The organism is Actinokineospora fastidiosa (assembly GCF_014648415.1).
Taxonomy (GTDB): domain Bacteria; phylum Actinomycetota; class Actinomycetes; order Mycobacteriales; family Pseudonocardiaceae; genus Actinokineospora; species Actinokineospora fastidiosa.
In genome coordinates, this window is record NZ_BMRB01000001.1 from 846,186 (window position 1) to 863,187 (window position 17,002).

Here is a 17,002-nt window from a genome sequence, read left to right on the forward strand (position 1 = left end):
TCATCCCTCAGCGCAGCAGCCGGGTCCGGCTGGTCTTGGTCCACGAGTCGAGCAGCCTGCCCTCGGCGGCGATCCGGTGTTCCGGCCCGACGACGCAGGAGTCCCCCGCCGCGTGCTCCCACGCGGTCTGGTGCGGGTCGTCGATGAACGAGAAGCCGGTGAGCAGCAGGTCGGCGTCGGGGTAGCAGGTCCTGGCGATCCAGGCGGCCATGGTGCCGGTGGTCGCCCACGCCGCCTCCGTGCGGGTGGGGATGCCCACCGCGTCCGACAGCGGCAGCGTCACCTCCCGGTTGGCGACCGGGACCAGGCCGAGGTCCGGCGGCCACCAGTCGGGCAGGGCGTCGGGCTCCCAGTGCAGCCTGCCCGGCTCCACCATGAGGTAGAGCCTGCGGCGGTAGTCCCGGAACAGCCACTTGGTCGCCCGCACCGCGCGGTTGAACACCACCACGTGGCACTCGCTGCCGACGGTCGGCGCGTCGCCCGGGTCGTCCAGCACGAAGCCGTTGACCCGGACGACCAGGTCGCAGGCGTCGATGGCCTTGGCGCGGTCGTCGTCGGGGGGCATCGGCATGTTGCCGACCACGGCGACCGAGCGCGGGCCGGGGTGCTCGGCGTAGACGTCGATGAGGTTCCTGAGCAGGCTGGACTCGGCGGTGACGGGGACCACACGGCGGAAGTTACTACCCCCCGTCAGATCACGAACGGGTGACACGGACCGCGCGCACAACCGGGTGACTTCCCGCCGGTACGCTCGTATCCCGTGCAAGCAACCAGCGTGGTGGAGGAGCCGCCGGTGACCGTCGTCCACGCCGGACGCAACTTCCCGGCGGCCATCTCCGACATCCGCCGCGGCTTCGGCCAGCGCGAACTGTGGGCCTATCTGGGCTGGCAGGACATCAAGCAGCGGTACCGCCGCTCGGTCATCGGCCCGCTGTGGATCACCCTGAGCATGGCCGTCACCGCGGCGGGCCTCGGCCTGCTGTACTCGCAGCTGTTCGAGACGCCGATCGGCACGTTCCTGCCGTACCTGACGGTCGGGTTCATCGTCTGGAACTTCATGCTCGGCTGCATGACCGACGGGTCGGACACGTTCATCTCGAACGAGGGCCTGATCAAGCACCTGCCCGCGCCGCTGACGGTCTACGCGCTGCGCACGGTGTGGCGGCTGACGCTGATGTTCGCCCACAACATGCTCGTGTACTTCGCCGTCCTGGCGATCTTCTTCAGCGACCTCGTCCGGGACGGCTACATCCTGTCCTCGGGGGGCGCGCTGCAGCCGGGACTGGACTGGACCATCATCACCGCCGTCCCCGCGTTTGTCCTGATCGCGGTCAACGGCACCTGGGTGGCGCTGCTGTTCGGCATCATCAGCACCCGCTACCGCGACATCCCGCAGGTCGTGAACGCGCTGACGCAGCTGCTGTTCTTCGTCACCCCGATCGTGTGGCCGGTCGACATCCTGGCGCAGAAGTTCAAGGAGACCGGCAGCTGGCAGATGCTGGTGGCCGAGCTGAACCCGCTCTACCACTTCATCCAGATCCTGCGGGCGCCGCTCATCGGCAGCGAGCAGAGCTGGCACCACTGGGTTGTGGTCCTGGGCATCACCGTGGTGGGCTGGGCACTGGCGCTGCTGGCGATGCGCAACTACCGTGCGCGTGTTTCCTACTGGGTTTGAGTGAGGCTTGACGACATGGTCAACATCGAGGTCGCCAACGCCTCCGTCGACTTCCCCATCTTCGACGCCAAGACTCGGTCGCTGAAGAAGGCCGTGCTCGGCAAGGTCGGCGGGAAGATCGGCACCGAGGCGCGGGTGCCCATCATCGAGGCGCTGCACGACATCAGCCTGAGCCTGAAGGAGGGCGACCGGGTCGCCCTGGTCGGGCACAACGGCGCGGGCAAGTCGACCCTGCTGCGGCTGCTGTCGGGCATCTACGAGCCCACCAAGGGCACCGCCCGCATCAACGGCAAGATCGCGCCGGTGTTCGACCTCGCCGTCGGCATGGACCCGGAGATCTCCGGCCTGGAGAACATCATGATCCGGGGCCTGTTCCTGGGCATGACGCGCAAGGAGATGGAGGACCGGGTCGAGGACATCTCCCAGTTCACCGAGCTGGGCGACTACCTCCACCTGCCGCTGCGCACCTACTCCACCGGCATGCGGGTGCGCCTGGCGCTGGGCGTGGTGACCTCCATCGACCCGGAGATCCTGCTGCTCGACGAGGGCATCGGCGCCGTCGACGCGGCGTTCATGGCCAAGGCGCGGGACCGGCTGGTCGACCTGGTCCGCCGATCCGGCATGCTGGTGTTCGCCTCGCACTCCGACGATCTGCTGTTCGAGCTCTGCGACACCGCGATCTGGATGGACGAGGGCCGGGTGAAGATGCACGGCTCCCTGCGCGAGGTCCTCACGGCCTACAAGGGCCGCGACCCGTTCGAGCACATGAGCACGGAGACCCTGGAAAGGCTCGGCCAGACCGGATGAACAGCGACGCGCAGCTCCCCGCAGGTTCGGTCGTGGCCGTCGTGGTCACCAGGCACCGCCGGGCGCTGCTCGCCGACTCCCTGAAGATGGTGGCCGCCCAGACCCGTCCGCCGGACCACCTGATCGTGGTCGACAACGGCCCGGACGACCCGGCGCGCGACATCGTGGAGAGCTGCGGGGTCCCGGCCACCTACCTCCCCTCGCACCGCAACCTCGGCGGCGCGGGCGGCTTCGCCCTGGGCATGCTGCACGCGCTCGCCATGGGCGCGGAGTGGGTGTGGCTGGCCGACGACGACGGCCGCCCGGCCGACGAGAACGTCCTGTCGGTGCTGCTGGAGGTGGCCGAGCGCCGCGGCCTTGCCGCGGTGTCGCCGGTGGTCACCAACATCGACACCCCCGACCGGCTGGCCTTCCCGCTGCGCCGGGGGCTGACCTGGAAGCGCACGACCAGCGAGCTGGGCGCGGACTTCCTGCCGGGCATCGCCTCGCTGTTCAACGGCGCGCTGTTCCGGGCATCGACGCTGGACGTGGTGGGCGTGCCGGACTACCGGCTGTTCTTCCGCGGGGACGAGGTGGAGATCCACCGGCGGCTGGTGCGCTCGGGGCTGCCGTTCGGCACCTGCCTGCGGGTGGCCTACCTGCACCCGGACGGGTCGGACGAGTTCAAGCCGATGCTGTTCGGCAAGCTGCACGCCCAGGACCCGGAGAACGAGGTCAAGCGGTACTACACCTACCGCAACCGCGGGTACCTGATGGCGCAGCCGGGCATGCGGCGGATCGGGCTGCTGGAGGTCGTCCGCTTCGGCCTGTACTTCATCGGCACCAAGCGCGACCCGAAGGCGTTCCTCGACTGGCTGAAGCTGGTGCGCAGGGGGCGGCGGGAGCAGTTCTTCCGGATCTGAGGTTTTCCGCCCGCGGCGAATCCGCTTCCGGCGAACCCCGCTTGCCCCGGACGCGCGCACGTGGTCGAGTCGGGATCATGAGCAACCACGCGCTGATCCTGCACCTGACCGGCCGCCCCGAGCCGCTGGTGTTCGCCCTGTCCGACAAGTCCGCCAAGAGCCTGATGACCCGTCTGCCCGTGCTGATGGGCTCCGCCGGGGTGGACAGTCCCGAGCTGGCCGACGGCAGCACGGTCGCGATCAACTTCGGCCTGGTGGCCACGGCCCACATCGAGGAGCTGCCCCTCAACCAGCAGGCCTACGGCAGCCCGAAGCGCGGCACGGGCTTCGGCGGCTAGCGCCCGGTCAGGCCCTGAAGACGACGGTCCGCAGGAGCACGAAGTTGATGGCCGTGGCCAGGCCCTGGGCGATCGCCCAGGCCACGGCGTACTCCAGGCCGAAGTCGGGCAGCAGGGTGAGCATCAGCGCGTTCGCGCCGACGTTGACGAAGAACGTCGTCGTGTAGAGCAGGGCGAAGCCGCCGACCTGGGTCGCCGCGCCGGTGCGGGCGTCGGTGAAGGTGAAGCGGCGGTTGAGGAAGTACGCCGTGGTGGTGCCCGCGATGAAGCTGAGCGCCTTCGCCGCGTGCACCCACAGGCCGGTCTGCAGCAGCAGCCAGTACGCGCCGAAGTCCACCAGCGCGCAGAAGCCGCCGACCAGGACGAAGCGCACGAGCTGCTGGACGAGCCCCGGCCGGGTGCTGACCTCCGCCACTGTCGCCATCCCCTCCTCGACGCGCTCCAAGTCTAGGCGGGCCGCTTGGCTACCCTTGGAGCGGTGGACAGCTTCGAGACCCGCACGCTGACCGGCTGGGGGCGCACGGCGCCCTCCTCGGCGCTGGTCGCCGCGCCGCGCACCGCGGAGGACGTGATCGCCGCCGTGGCGCGCGCTGACGGGCGCGGCGTGATCGCCCGCGGCCTCGGCCGCTCCTACGGCGACCCGGCGCAGAACGCGGGCGGGCTGGTCCTGGACATGACCGGGCTGCGCCGCATCCACTCCATCGACGCCGACAGCGGCCTCGCGGTGGTGGACGCGGGCGTCGACCTCGACCGGCTGATGCGCGCCGCGCTGCCGTTCGGGCTGTGGGTGCCCGTGCTGCCCGGCACCCGGCAGGTCACCGTCGGCGGGGCGATCGGCTGCGACATCCACGGCAAGAACCACCACTCCGCGGGCAGCTTCGGCAACCACGTGCTGTCGATGGACCTGCTGACCGCCGACGGGCAGGTGCGCACGATCACCCCGGAGAACGACCCGGAGCTGTTCTGGGCCACCGTCGGCGGGATGGGCCTGACCGGCGTCATCCTGCGGGCCACGCTGCGGCTCAAGCACGTGGAGAGCGCGTACTTCGTCGTCGACACCGACCGGACGTCCGATTTGGACGAGACGCTGGCGCTGTTCTCCGACGGGTCCGACGCCGACTACGACTACTCGATGGCCTGGTTCGACTCCATCTCCACCGACGGCCGCCTCGGCCGCGCGGTGTTCTCCAGGGGCTCTCTGGCCACTGTGGACCAGCTGCCGGTGAAGAAGCGGCGCGACCCGCTGCGCTTCGACGCGCCGCAGCTGCTCACCCTGCCGGACGTGTTCCCCAACGGCCTGGCCAACAGGCTGACCTTCCGCGCGCTCGGCGAGGCCTGGTACCGCAAGGCGCCGAGGCGGGGGCGCGGGCAGATCCAGAACCTGACGGCTTTCTACCACCCGCTCGACCTCTTCGGGGAGTGGAACCGGGCCTACGGGACCAACGGGTTCCTGCAGTACCAGTTCATCATCCCGTTCGACGAGGACGTCGCGCTGCGCCACATCGTCCGGCGCATCGCCGAGTCCGGGCACGTGTCGTTCCTCAACGTGCTCAAGCGGATGGGCGAGGCCAACCCCGCGCCGCTGTCGTTCCCGCGTCCCGGGTGGACGATCACCGTCGACTTCCCGATCCGGGCGGGGCTGCGCGAGTTCTGCGACGAGCTCGACGAGCTGGTGCTGGCCGTCGGCGGGCGGCTGTACCTGGCCAAGGAGTCGCGCACCGCGCCGGAGACCTTCCACCGCATGTACCCGCGGCTCGACGAGTGGCGCAAGGTCCGCGCCTCGGTCGACCCGGACGGGCTGTTCACCTCCGACCAATCGCGAAGGCTGGGACTTTGATCAACGCAGTGGGCACCCCGCAGTCGATGCTGCTGCTCGGCGGCACCTCCGAGATCGGTTTGGCCATCGCCGAGCACTACCTCGCCCAGGCCCCCATCACCGTCGTGCTGGCCGCCCGCCCGTCGCCTCGGCTGGACGAGGCAGCCGAGCGGCTGCGCGGCCTCGGCGCGACGGTGCGCACCGTCGCCTTCGACGCGCTGGACACCGACTCGCACCCGAAGGTCGTCGACGAGGCGTTCGCCGACGGCGACATCGACCTCACCGTGGTCGCCTTCGGCCTGCTCGGCGACGCGGAGAAGGCCTGGCAGGACCACGCGACCGGGGTCGAGCTGGCCAAGGTGAACTACACCGCCCCGGTGTCGGTGGGCATCGCGCTGGCCGAGCGGCTGCGCAAGCAGGGCCACGGGGCGATCGTGGCGCTCTCCTCGGTCGCGGGCGAGCGGGTCCGCCGGTCCAACTTCGTCTACGGCTCCACCAAGGCGGGCTTCGACGGCTTCTTCCTCGGCCTCGGCGAGGCGCTGCGCCCGCACGGCGTCACCGTGACCGTGGTCCGCCCGGGGTTCGTGCACTCGAAGATGACCACCGGCCTCAAGCCCGCCCCGATGGCCACGACGCCCGCCAAGGTCGCCGAGGTCGTCGCCGCCGCCGTGCGCGGGCGCAAGGAGCTGGTGTGGGCCCCGGCCCCGTGGCGGTTCGTCATGTCCGCGCTGCGCCACGTGCCCCGGCCGATCTTCCGCAAGCTCCCGATCTGACCCCGAAGGCCCGAATCGGGTCGTGGTGACCTGCGGCGATCGCCGCGAGTGAGCCGTCGGTGACCCTTTGGTGTGACAGAATCGGGGTCGTGCGGATCCTGGTGCTGGGACCGGTGGCCGTCCTCGGCGACGGCGCCGAGGTGAACCTCGGGGGTCCCAAGCCCAAGGCGCTGCTGGTCGCGCTGCTGCAGCAGGCGGGCCGGGTGGTGGCCGTCGAGCGGCTCGTCGACCTGATCTGGGACGAGTCGCCGCCGCAGTCGGCCACCGCGCTCGTGCACACCTACATCTCGCTGCTCCGCCGCGGCCTGGCGGCGGCCGGGCGCAAGGACGCCCTGGCCACCCGCTCGCCGGGCTACCTGCTGCGGGTCGAGCCCGACGAGGTGGACCTCAGCGGGTTCGAGCGGCTGCTGGCCTCGGCCCGGGAGGCGGAGCGGTCCGGGGACGCCGCGGGCGCGGCGCTGCGCTACGGGCAGGCCATCGACCTGTGGCGGGGGCCCGCGTTCGGCGGGGTCGACGCCGGGTTCGCCGCGGACTGGCGGGACGCGCTCGGGGAAGACCGGCTCAGCGCCGAGGACGGGCTGGCGCGGTGCCTGCTGGACCTGGGCCGGACCGAGGAGGCCGCCGCGCGGCTGCAGCGGACGGTGGCCGCGCACCCGCTCCGCGAGGACACCCGGGCGCTGCTGATGCGCGCCCTGCACGAGGCGGGCAGGCAGGCCGACGCGCTGGAGGTGTACCGGGCCGGGCGGCGGCTGCTGCTCGACGAGCTGGGGATCGAGCCCGGTGAGCGGCTGCGCGCCCTGCACGCGGCCATCCTGGACGGCACGCTCGCCGCGCCCGCCCCCACGGCTCCCGCGCGTTCCGCCGTGCCGCGCGCGCTGCCGCCGGACATCGGGGACTTCACCGGGCGCGCCGACGCGCTGGCGCGGCTGCTCGCCATCGGCGGGTCCCGGGAGGGCGACCGCACGGCCACCCCGACCGTGGTGGTGTCCGGGTTCGGCGGGGCGGGCAAGTCGGCGCTGGCCGTGCACGCCGCGCACCTGCTGCGCCCCGCCTACCCCGACGGGCAGCTGTTCGCCGACCTGCGCGGGGCCGACCGCGACCTCGACGCCTTCGAGGTGCTGGGCCGGTTCCTGACCGCGCTGGGCGTCGAGGAGCTGCCCGAGTCGCTGGACGAGCGGGTCGAGCGCTACCGCCAGCGGGTCGCCGGTCGGCGGCTGATCGTGCTGCTGGACAACGCCCGCGGCGAGCACCAGGTCCGCGCGCTGCTGCCGGGCGCGCCGGAGTGCCTGGTGCTGATCACCAGCCGCTCGCGGCTGGCCGGGCTGGCGGGCACCGAGTCGATCGAGCTGGACTTCCTCGACCAGGACAGCGCCGTGGAGATGCTGGGCAAGATGATCGGCGCCGACCGGGTGGCCGCCCAGCCGGACGCCGCCGCCCGCATCGCCGAGCTGTGCGGCGGGGTGCCGCTGGCCATCCGGGCGGCCGGGGCCAAGCTGCGCGCGCGGCCGCACTGGCCGCTGCGGTCCCTGGCCGAGCGGCTCTCCGACGAGCGGCGCAGGCTCGACGAGCTGGCCGTCGGCGACCTGGCGATCCGGTCGAGCCTGGCGCTGAACTACGCCGACCTCGACGCCGTGCAGCGGCGGGCGTTCCACCTGCTGTGCCTGCTCGACCTGCCCGACTTCGGCTGGTGGGTGGCCGCGCCGCTGCTCGACGTCGCGCCTGCCGACGCCGAGGACGTGGTGGAGCGCTTGGTCGACCTGCGGCTGCTGGACGTCGCGGGCGTGGACAGCGTCGGCCGGGTCCGCTACCGCTTCCACGACCTGGTCCAGCTCTACGGCGCCGAGCAGGCGGCCCAGGAGCCGCCCGAGGTGGTGGCCGCGGCCCTGACCAGGACCCTGGGCACCTGGATGGCGCTGGTGGAGGCCGGGTCGCGGCGGCTGCCCCGGATGACGCTCGGCCTGCGGCCGCTGGTCACCGCCGAGGTCGACGTCGACCCCCGGCTGCTCGCCGAGGCCGAGGAGAACCCGGTCGAGTGGCTCAAGTCGGAGACCGGCGCGGTCGTGCGGGCCGTGGAGCGCGCCCACGAGCTGGGCATCGACGGCGTGACGACGCTGCTGATCACCTCGCTGCTGTCCTCGCCGTTCGCCGTGCGCAACGAGTTCGACGGCTGGCAGCGCACCCACGAGGTCGCGCTCGCCGCCGCCAGGGCGGGCGGCGACCGGCGGGCCGAGGCGATGGTGCTGGCGGGCCTGGGCCAGCTGCACTACGAGAAGGACGACTTCGCCGCTGCCGAGGCGCACTTCCGGATGGCGCACGAGCAGGCGGTGGCCGTCGCCGACGACCCGATCCGGGCGATCGCCCTCATCGGGCTCGGGACCGTGGCCCGCGACGTCGGCGAGTTCGCCCGCGCGGCCGCCGACCTGACCGCGGCGGCCGCGATCGGGGACGACTGCGTCGTGGCCGCCGCCCGCTACGGCCTGGGCGCGATCGAGCGCGACCACGGGGACATGGCCGCGGCCTTCGCGCACTTCGCCGCCTCGATCGAGCGGTACCGCTCCCTCGCGGACCGGCGCGGCGAGGCGCTGGCGCTGCGCGGGCTCAGCCTGTGCCACCGGGCGCTCGACGAGTACGAGCCCGCGGCGCGGCTGAGCGCGGACGCGGCGTCGATCCTGCTGGCCTCCGGCGACGACCTCGGCGCCACCTACGCCCACCAGTCCTGGGCCAAGGCGAGCCTGCGGCTCGGCGTCGTCGACGGCGTGGCCGAGGCGCTGGCGGGCTGCCTGGAGGTCTGCACCCGCAGGCGCGACCGCTTCGGCGCCGCGCTGATGACCCGGACGCTGGGCGAGTACCACCTGGCGACCGGCGACCAGGGGTTCGCCCGCGAGCTGCTGGCCGAGGCCCTGGACCGCTGGTCCGAGCTGGACCTGGCCCTCTGGCAGGCCCGGACGCTGCGCGACCTCGCTGCCGCCGACCCGGACAACGCGGACAAGCACTGGCTGCGGGCGACGGAGCTGTTCACCGCCGTGCCGACCAGGGAGCTGGCGGAACTGTCCGCGTCGAGCCCTGCCGAATGGCTCGCGCGCGTTCAGGCTCCCTACCGCCTATAGGCGTTTTATAGGTCAACTCCCCCGGGCTGAAGCGCGCCTGTAGGCCGCGGCGGCAGAGTCGTCGTGTCGGAAAGCAGTCCAGGGAAAGGAAGGGAGCAGGGGGATGTCCGCTCAGGTCGGCGACCTCGGACCGGAGATCAGCCGGGGGGAGATCGTCGAGCGGGCGGAGAGCTGGCTGCGGCCATCGGTGCCGTACGGCCTGCACAGGTTCCACCAGAACGAGTACGGGATCTACCGCACCGACTGTTCGGGCTATGTCTCGATGGCGTGGGGACTGCCGGGCGTGCCACCGTCCCGGCACGGCGGGCTCGACAACGCGGGGCTGGCCAGGGTGAGTGTCGCGGTCGCCAAGGGGGAACTGCGCGCGGGGGACGCGCTGCTCGCAACCGCGGGCACGGGCTCGGTCATCTTCCACGAGTGGGCCGACATCGAGCGGGAGCACTACTGGGGGTTCGAGCAGTCGCCGGAGGGGACCGTGCACCGGCGGTTGGCCTTCCCGGGGGACGGGGCGGGGCTGCGGCCCAGCCGCTACCTCCGGGTGGTCACACCGGGGGGAGAGCGGGTGGGGGGAGTCCTCGGGGAGGGGGCTCCCCTCACCCGGTCACAGGAAGACAGATAGCCCGAGGCAGCCGACCCAGGCGACGCCGAGGACCTGCAGGACGCGGTCCTTCAGCGCGATCTCCTCGGGCTCGCCCGCGTTGCCCTGGTCGACGTCGACGGCGTAGCGCAGCACGGCGATGACGAACGGGACGATCGAGATGACCGCCCAGACCGAGTTGGACTGGCTGCCCGCGCGCAGCTCGAAGGCCCACAGCGAGTACGTGGCGATCATGATGGCCGCCGACGTGGCCCACACGAACCGCAGGTAGCTGGCGCTGTACTTGCGCAGCGACGCGCGGATCTCCGCGCCGGTCTTCTCGAACAGCACGACCTCGGCGTAGCGCTTGCCGGAGACCATGAACAGCGAGCCGAACGCGGCCACCAGCAGGAACCACTGCGACAGGCGGATGTCGGCCGCGACGCCGCCCGCCATCGCCCGCAGCAGGAAGCCGGAGGCGACGATGCACAGGTCGACGACCGTCTGGTGCTTCAGCCCGAGGCAGTAGCCCAGCTGCACGGCCGCGTAGACGCCCAGGACGACCAGCAGCTGCCAGCCCGCGAGCAGGCCGACGACCATCGACGCGATGAACAGCACCGCCGCGCCGACGTAGGCCACCGGGACGGGCACCACGCCCGCGGCGATCGGCCGGTTGCGCTTGGTCGGGTGCGCCCGGTCGGCCTCGACGTCGATGGCGTCGTTGACCAGGTACACCGCCGAGGACACCAGGCAGAACGCGGCGAAGGCGATCGCGGCGTCGACCAGGACCGCGCTCTCCAGGATGCGGCCAGCGGCGAACGGCGCGGCCAGGACCAGGACGTTCTTCACCCACTGGCGCGGGCGGGCGGTGCGGACCAGCCCACCGGCCAGCCCGCCCCGCGCCGACGCCGAGGCGGGGGGCTTGCTCGTGGTGTCCTGGCTCATCCCCGGCCCCGCAGCCGCCGCCGGAGCAGGCCCCCGACGACCGCGCCGAGGGCGGAACCGGCGATGACGTCGCTCGGGTAGTGCACGCCGAGCACCAGCCGGGACACCAGCATGGGCGGGACCAGGACCGGCACCAGCGGCTTGCCGGTCAGCCCGGAGAACAGCACGGCGGCCGCGGTGGTGGACGTCGCGTGCGACGACGGGAAGCTGAGCCTGCTGGGCGTGCCCACCAGGACCCGCACCGACGGGTCCATCGGCCGCTGCCTGCGCACGACCCGCTTGACCGCGATGGACGCCGCGTGGGCGGCGACCACCCCCGCGGAGGCGGCGAGCCAGTCGCGGCGGCGGTCGCGGTCCAGCGCCGCCCCGACCAGGCCCATCGCGAACCAGCCCGCGCTGTGCTCGCCGAAGTGCGACAGCGCCCGCGCCGCCTTCACCACGGCCGGGCGCGCGATGGCGCCCTGCACGCGGCTCAGCGCGGCGGTCTCGCGGGACACCGGGGTCGCGCCGTCCAGCAGTTCCATCGCGGCCATGTCGTCCTCAGTCCAGGGAGCCGTCGAGCGGGGCGCCCGAGGTCAGGTGCGGGGCGACCTTGTTGTCGAACACCGACAGCGCCGACCCGATGGCCATGTGCATGTCGAGGTACTGGTAGGTGCCCAGGCGGCCGCCGAACAGCACGTTGCGCTCGGCGGCCTCGCGCTTGGCCAGCTCGCGGTAGCGGGCCAGCTTGTCCCGGTCCTCGGGGGTGTTGATCGGGTAGTACGGCTCGTCGCCGGACTCGGCGAAGCGGGAGTACTCCCGCACGATGACCGTCTTGTCCGTCGGGTAGTTCGTCCGCTCCGGGTGGAAGTGCCGGAACTCGTGGATGCGGGTGTAGGGCACGTCGCGGTCGTTGTAGTTCATGACCGAGGTCCCCTGGAAGTCGCCGGTGGGCACGACCTCCATCTCGAAGTCGAGGGTGCGCCAGCCCAGCTCGCCCTCGGCGTAGTCGAAGTAGCGGTCGACCGGTCCGGTGTAGATCGTCGGCGTGCCCGCCGGGATGTGCTCGCGCACGTCGAAGTAGTCGACGTTCAGCCGCACCTCGATGTTCGGGTGGTCGGCCATCTTCTCCAGCCAGGCGGTGTACCCGTCGACCGGCAGGCCCTCGTAGGTGTCGGTGAAGTACCGGTTGTCGAAGGTGTAGCGCACGGGCAGCCGGGTGATGATGGCCGCGCCGAGCTCCTTCGGGTCGGTCTGCCACTGCTTGGCGGTGTAGCCCTTGATGAACGCCTCGTAGAGGGGGCGGCCGATCAGCGAGATCGCCTTCTCCTCCAGGTTCTGCGCGTCCTCGGTCTTGATCTCCGAGGCCTGCTCGGCGATGAGCGCGCGGGCCTCGTCGGGGGTGTGGGACTTGCCGAAGAACTGGTTGATCAGCGCCAGGTTCATCGGGAAGGCGTAGACCTGGCCCTGGTACTTGGCGAAGACCCGGTGCTGGTAGTTGGTGAACTCGGTGAACTGGTTCACGTAGTCCCACACCCGCTTGTTCGAGGTGTGGAAGAGGTGGGCGCCGTACTTGTGGACCTCGATGCCGGTCTCCGGCTCGGGCTCGGAGTAGGCGTTGCCCCCGATGTGCGCGCGCCGCTCCAGGACAAGCACGCGCTTGCCCAGTTGGGTCGCGGTGCGCTCGGCGATCGTCAGGCCGAAGAAACCGGAGCCGACGATGACCAGGTCGTAGCCGTCGTAGTTAGTGCCGTTCGTGTCTGCCACCGCGTTCACGGTTCGTCAGGCTACCTTCGTCACATGTCGGGCCGGTGCCTGCCCTGTGATGCGGGCCCGGAACCGCTCCCCAACGGTCCGGGCCCGAGCCCCCTCTTGCGTTCCCCTCCGGCATCGCTGCCGTCACCTACATGGACGCACAACGCCGGAGGGGGTTGCTTTATTCCCCGGCCTTCTTCCCGGCCCGTCCGCCGAGGGTCGGCAGCACGTCGGCGGCCACCTGCTCCAGCACCGTCTCCCGGCCCGCGTAGTAGCCCTCCGACCTGGGCCAATGCGTCACCACGTCGGTGAAGCCCAGCTCGGCTGCGCGGCCCACCTGCTCGGCGAAGAACTCGGCGCTGTCCAGGGAGAACCGGGGCGCGGCGTCCAGGCTCAGGTAGCGGTCGACGCTCGCGCGGTCGCGGCCCTGCTCGGCGAGCACGCCGTCGAACCGCTCGGCCAGCTCGGCCACCCCGCGCCACCACTCGTCGAGGTCGTCCGCGCGGGGCCCGACGGTGACCCAGCCCTGCCCGTGCCGGGCGGCCACGCCCATCGTCCTGCGGCCGTTCGCGGCGACCAGGAACGGCACCCTCGGGCGCTGCACGCAGCCGGGGTACCCGCGGGCGGCGACGGCGGTGTAGTACTCCCCCGCGTAGTCGGTGGTGGGCCGCACGAGCAGGGCGTCGGTCAGCTCCACGAACTCGGCGAGCCGGTCGGCCGCCTGGCGGGGGGTGAGCCGGGTCCCGCCGAAGACGGCGAAGTCGTAGGCGTCCGGGGTGACCGTGCCCGCGCCGACGCCGAGGCAGAAGCGGCCGTCGGAGATGTCGTCGAGCGCCAGGACGCTGCGCGAGAACCGGACGGGCTCGCGCACGTACGGCGAGGCCACGAAGGTGCCCAGCCGCAGGGTGCTGGTCACGCAGGCGGCCGCGGTCAGGGTGGGCACGGCGTCGAACCACGGGCCGTCGACGAGGGTGCGCCACCCCAGGTGGTCATACGTCCAGGCGTGGTCGAAGCCGTACTCCTCGGCGGCCCGCCACTTCGGCTCGGCCGCCCACCAGCGGTACTCGGGCAGGATCACAATGCCAACGCGCACTCACCCGACCCTACCGACCGGGCGGGCTCGGGGAGGATGGGCGTGTGGACAAGCCCCAGCTCATCGCCTCCGACGTCGACGGCACGCTGCTCGACCCCTACGAGCGGGTGACCGACCGCACCGCCGCCGCGATCGGCCGCGTGCTCGCCCGGGAAGTGCCGTTCGTGCTGGTCAGCGGCCGCCCGCCGCGGTGGATCCCGCCGGTGGCCCGGCAGGCGGGCCTGAGCGGGTACGCCGTGTGCGCCAACGGCGCGATCGTCTACGACATCACCACCGAGCGCGTGCTGACGGTCCACGGACTGGACTCCATCACACTGTGGGATGTGACACACACGCTGGAGAAGGCGCTGCCCGGCATCAAGGTCGCCACCGAGCGCGCCGAGGTCGGCCCTGACCTCGGCGGCGAGGCGTTCGCCACCGAGCCCGGCTACTCCAACCCGTGGGGCGATGCGGAGAACAACGTGCGCCCGCGTGCGGAGGTGCTCGGCCACCCAGCGTCCAAGCTGCTGGTCCGCCACCAGGGCATGACCAGCGAGGAGATGGCGATGGCCGCGCACGAGCTGCTCGACGGCGCGGTGGACGTCACGTTCTCCACCAGCCGGGGCCTCATCGAGATCTCCGCGCCGGGGGTGACCAAGGCGCTCGGCCTCGCCGACGTGGCCGAGCTGACCGGCGTGGACCGCGAGGCCGTGGTGGCCTTCGGCGACATGCCCAACGACATCGAAATGCTGCGCTGGGCTGGGCACGGCGTGGCCATGGCGAACGCGCACGCCGACGTGCTCGCCGCCGCCGACGAGGTCACCGCGCCCAACTCCGAGGACGGGGTCGCGGCCGTGCTGGACCGCTGGTTCTGAGAGCGGCCGGTCGCCCACCGCGACGATGCGCGAATGCGACGGCCGGGGCGCGAGGTCTCCTCACGCCCGTCTCCATGTGGTTGACTAGATGGCGGTCGCAGTTTCTTGAGTACGTGTTTGATCACGCTCGCAAGAGAGTGTTGCGGGCGCGCGGTTTTCCCCGCCGTCTGGAACCGGCCAGGGCACGCGCGCCGCGCGGGCCCTAGTAGTACGTGTCGAGGAGACGACGTGGCACAGGGCACAGTGAAGTGGTTCAACTCCGAGAAGGGCTACGGGTTCATCACCCCGGACGGCAGCTCGTCCGACCTTTTCGTGCACTACTCGGAGATCCAGTCCAACGGCTTCCGGACGCTCGAGGAGAACCAGCGCGTGGAGTTCGAGGTGGGCCAGGGCCAGAAGGGTCCGCAGGCCACCGCGGTTCGCGTGATCTGATCACCGGACAGGACAGCGAACGGGCCCGCCCCCGGCAGGGGGCGGGCCCGTTCCGCGTCGATCAGGCCTTGAAGACCTTGCGCCAGGACTCCACCGAGGTCAGGTCGCCGAAGGCGGACCGGTACTCGGTCTTGAGCCGGGGCCAGTCGGCGATGAGCCTGCGGTAGGTGGCCGCGGCCCGCTTGGACAGCTCGCGGAACTGCGCCGGGTCCCGGCGGCGGAAGGCGACCCCGCTGCCGTCGGGGTTGGACACCGTCGCGCTGTCCAGGTTGCCCAGCAGGAACCACAGCGCCTTGCCCGCGGGCACGTTCACCTGCGGGCGGTCGGCCGCGTTCGGCTCGGGCGCGCGCAGGTTGTGCAGCACGGCCTTGGACGCGCGCGCGGCGATCTTCACCGGGTGCACCGGCGGGCGCAGCAGGTGCTCGGCGTGCAGGGCGTCCAGCGTGGGCGGCGGGAACGCGCCTGCCGAGGGCTCGGTCTGCGCGTCGGCGTACTTCTTGCGCAGCGCGTTCACCTCGGGCAGCGTCGTGCCGAGGGTGTCGAACATGCGGTCGGGCCCGGCCATGAAGTCCTCGATGGCCTTGAGCTCGACGGCGATCGTGGAGTACTCCATGGACAGCAGCCGCCGGATGGTGGCCCGCAGGCCCTGCTTGAGCAGCGTCTTGCGCAGGTCGTGGTCGGTGTAGAGCGCGGCGACGACCAGGCGGTTGCGCAGGTGGTAGTAGACGGTCCAGTCGGACAGGTCGTTCTTGTCCGTCCACGGCATGTGCCACACGGCCGAGCCGGGCAGGGTGACCGTCGGCACGCCGCGGTCCAGCGCGCGCATCGAGTACTCGGCGTCGTCCCACTTGATGAACAGCGGCAGCGGCAGCCCGTTGGCCTCGACGACCTCGCGCGGGAACAGGCACATCCACCAGCCGTTGTACGACGCGTCGATCCGCCGGTGCAGCTCGCGGGTGTCGCGCAGCGACTCGGCGCCGAAGTCGTGGTCGACGACCGCGCCGGGCGCGGGCCGCCAGGTCACCGAGCCGCGGTCGATGACCTCGCCCATGCTGTGCAGGCGGGCCTTGGCCTGCAGGTTCAGCATCTGGCTTCCCACGATGAGCGGGTTGGCAGCGGCCGAGGCGAACGCGCTGGCCCGCAGGATCGAGTCCGGCTCCAGGGCGATGTCGTCGTCCATGAGCATGATCTGGTCGGCGTCGGTGTGCTCAAGAGACTCGAACAGGCCCCGGCTGAACCCGCCGGAGCCGCCCAGGTTGCCCTGCTCGATGAGCTGCAGCCGCCCGCCCAGGCGCTCGCTGGCCTCGGCGAAGCGCGGGTGGTCCTTGACCCGCTTGCTCCCCTGGTCGGCGACGAAGACGTGCCCGACCAGGTCGAGCACCTTCGGGTCCTCGCTCAGCGCGAGCAGGGTGCCGATCAGGTCGTCGTTGCGGTTGAACGTCGTGGTGGCGATCGACAGCTTGCGCTGCGGCAGCACCAGCCCGGTCGTCCAGGCCGCGTCGGCGATCTCCAGCGTCTGGTCGTCGGTGAAGGCGTCGAACCAGATCCAGCCGCCGTCCTCGAACGGGGCCAGGTCCACCGGCAGCGCCAGCTCGGTCCACCCCGACCCGTCGCGCACGGCCTCGCCGCGCACGTGCACCTGGTCGCCGTTGGGCTTGGAGCGGTAGACGTCCACCCGGCCGCCGCCGCGCACGCGCATCCGCAGCGTGACCTCGGTGACCCGGGTCCAGCGCTTCCAGTAGCTGGCCGGGAAGGCGTTGAAGTAGCTGGCGAACGACACCCTGGCCGACGCGGGGACCGTCACGGCGACCCGCGAGGACACGTGGCTGTGCACGTTGTCCGGCTCGTCGAGGTACAGCGGGCGCACGTCCAGCGGGTCGGTGTCCCTGGGCATGATCACCCGCTGCAGCACGCTGTGCTGGTCGGTCACGTCGCTCCTTCGGTCTGGG

Annotated in this window: 17 protein-coding genes; 10 read left to right on the top strand and 7 right to left on the bottom strand. The window is 71.8% G+C overall.

From position 1 onward, the window contains the following. Positions 1-7: 7 nt before the first annotated feature. Positions 8-667, bottom strand: a complete 660-nt coding sequence (locus IEY98_RS03955) for a glycosyltransferase family 29 protein (protein ID WP_189208877.1) — start codon at positions 665-667, stop codon at positions 8-10. Between the two features lie 93 nt (positions 668-760). On the opposite strand from IEY98_RS03955, the gene wzm reads away from it, so the two are divergent. From wzm to IEY98_RS03975, 4 genes are all read left to right on the top strand, one after another. After that, complete coding sequence (wzm, locus tag IEY98_RS03960) at positions 761-1,675, top strand: galactan export ABC transporter permease subunit Wzm/RfbD (RefSeq protein ID WP_373292312.1); 915 nt, start codon at positions 761-763, stop codon at positions 1,673-1,675. A gap of 15 nt (positions 1,676-1,690) precedes the next feature. Continuing rightward, on the top strand, positions 1,691-2,482 hold the full coding sequence (gene wzt / locus IEY98_RS03965) for a galactan export ABC transporter ATP-binding subunit Wzt/RfbE (RefSeq protein WP_189210043.1): 792 nt from the start codon (positions 1,691-1,693) through the stop codon (positions 2,480-2,482). Beyond that, positions 2,479-3,384: a galactofuranosyltransferase GlfT1 gene (glfT1, locus tag IEY98_RS03970; RefSeq protein ID WP_189208878.1), complete on the top strand. Its 906-nt coding sequence runs from the start codon at positions 2,479-2,481 to the stop codon at positions 3,382-3,384. Before wzt ends, glfT1 begins: the two co-directional genes overlap by 4 nt. A 77-nt stretch (positions 3,385-3,461) precedes the next feature. Further along, positions 3,462-3,722: a hypothetical protein gene (locus IEY98_RS03975; protein WP_189208879.1), complete on the top strand. Its 261-nt coding sequence runs from the start codon at positions 3,462-3,464 to the stop codon at positions 3,720-3,722. A gap of 7 nt (positions 3,723-3,729) precedes the next feature. On the opposite strand, the gene IEY98_RS03980 is transcribed toward IEY98_RS03975, so the two are convergent. Continuing rightward, positions 3,730-4,146, bottom strand: a complete 417-nt coding sequence (locus tag IEY98_RS03980; protein WP_308425833.1) for a GtrA family protein — start codon at positions 4,144-4,146, stop codon at positions 3,730-3,732. Positions 4,147-4,200: 54 nt separating this feature from the next. Here IEY98_RS03980 and dprE1 point away from each other — a divergent pair, with 54 nt between their 5' ends. The 4 genes from dprE1 to IEY98_RS04000 all read left to right on the top strand — a co-directional run bounded on the left by dprE1 (position 4,201) and on the right by IEY98_RS04000 (position 10,037). After that, complete coding sequence (dprE1, locus tag IEY98_RS03985) at positions 4,201-5,559, top strand: decaprenylphosphoryl-beta-D-ribose oxidase (protein WP_308425834.1); 1,359 nt, start codon at positions 4,201-4,203, stop codon at positions 5,557-5,559. Next, complete coding sequence (gene dprE2 / locus IEY98_RS03990) at positions 5,556-6,311, top strand: decaprenylphospho-beta-D-erythro-pentofuranosid-2-ulose 2-reductase (RefSeq protein WP_189208881.1); 756 nt, start codon at positions 5,556-5,558, stop codon at positions 6,309-6,311. Before dprE1 ends, dprE2 begins: the two co-directional genes overlap by 4 nt. 89 nt (positions 6,312-6,400) lie before the next feature. Beyond that, on the top strand, positions 6,401-9,418 hold the full coding sequence (locus IEY98_RS03995) for an AfsR/SARP family transcriptional regulator (RefSeq protein ID WP_189208882.1): 3,018 nt from the start codon (positions 6,401-6,403) through the stop codon (positions 9,416-9,418). Positions 9,419-9,521: 103 nt separating this feature from the next. Next, complete coding sequence (locus IEY98_RS04000) at positions 9,522-10,037, top strand: NlpC/P60 family protein (protein ID WP_189208883.1); 516 nt, start codon at positions 9,522-9,524, stop codon at positions 10,035-10,037. On the opposite strand, the gene IEY98_RS04005 is transcribed toward IEY98_RS04000, so the two are convergent. The 4 genes from IEY98_RS04005 to IEY98_RS04020 all read right to left on the bottom strand — a co-directional run bounded on the left by IEY98_RS04005 (position 10,020) and on the right by IEY98_RS04020 (position 13,767). Then, on the bottom strand, positions 10,020-10,940 hold the full coding sequence (locus IEY98_RS04005) for a decaprenyl-phosphate phosphoribosyltransferase (RefSeq protein ID WP_189208884.1): 921 nt from the start codon (positions 10,938-10,940) through the stop codon (positions 10,020-10,022). The genes IEY98_RS04000 and IEY98_RS04005 overlap by 18 nt on opposite strands. Continuing rightward, positions 10,937-11,473: a phosphatase PAP2 family protein gene (locus IEY98_RS04010; RefSeq protein ID WP_189208885.1), complete on the bottom strand. Its 537-nt coding sequence runs from the start codon at positions 11,471-11,473 to the stop codon at positions 10,937-10,939. Before IEY98_RS04010 ends, IEY98_RS04005 begins: the two co-directional genes overlap by 4 nt. A 7-nt stretch (positions 11,474-11,480) precedes the next feature. Beyond that, positions 11,481-12,695, bottom strand: a complete 1,215-nt coding sequence (glf, locus tag IEY98_RS04015; protein WP_189208886.1) for a UDP-galactopyranose mutase — start codon at positions 12,693-12,695, stop codon at positions 11,481-11,483. A 160-nt stretch (positions 12,696-12,855) separates the two neighbouring features. Beyond that, entirely contained in the window at positions 12,856-13,767 is a 912-nt protein-coding gene (locus tag IEY98_RS04020; protein ID WP_189208887.1) for an LLM class flavin-dependent oxidoreductase, read from the bottom strand. A gap of 44 nt (positions 13,768-13,811) precedes the next feature. Between IEY98_RS04020 and IEY98_RS04025 the strand changes: the two genes are divergently transcribed. Then, positions 13,812-14,621, top strand: coding sequence for an HAD family hydrolase (locus IEY98_RS04025; RefSeq protein ID WP_189208888.1), 810 nt, complete (start codon positions 13,812-13,814; stop codon positions 14,619-14,621). A gap of 228 nt (positions 14,622-14,849) precedes the next feature. Continuing rightward, positions 14,850-15,053: a cold-shock protein gene (locus IEY98_RS04030; RefSeq protein ID WP_189208889.1), complete on the top strand. Its 204-nt coding sequence runs from the start codon at positions 14,850-14,852 to the stop codon at positions 15,051-15,053. Between the two features lie 61 nt (positions 15,054-15,114). Here IEY98_RS04030 and IEY98_RS04035 read toward each other — a convergent pair whose 3' ends face one another. Beyond that, positions 15,115-16,983, bottom strand: coding sequence for a glycosyltransferase (locus tag IEY98_RS04035; protein WP_229786550.1), 1,869 nt, complete (start codon positions 16,981-16,983; stop codon positions 15,115-15,117). Between the last annotated feature and the right edge of the window lie 19 nt (positions 16,984-17,002).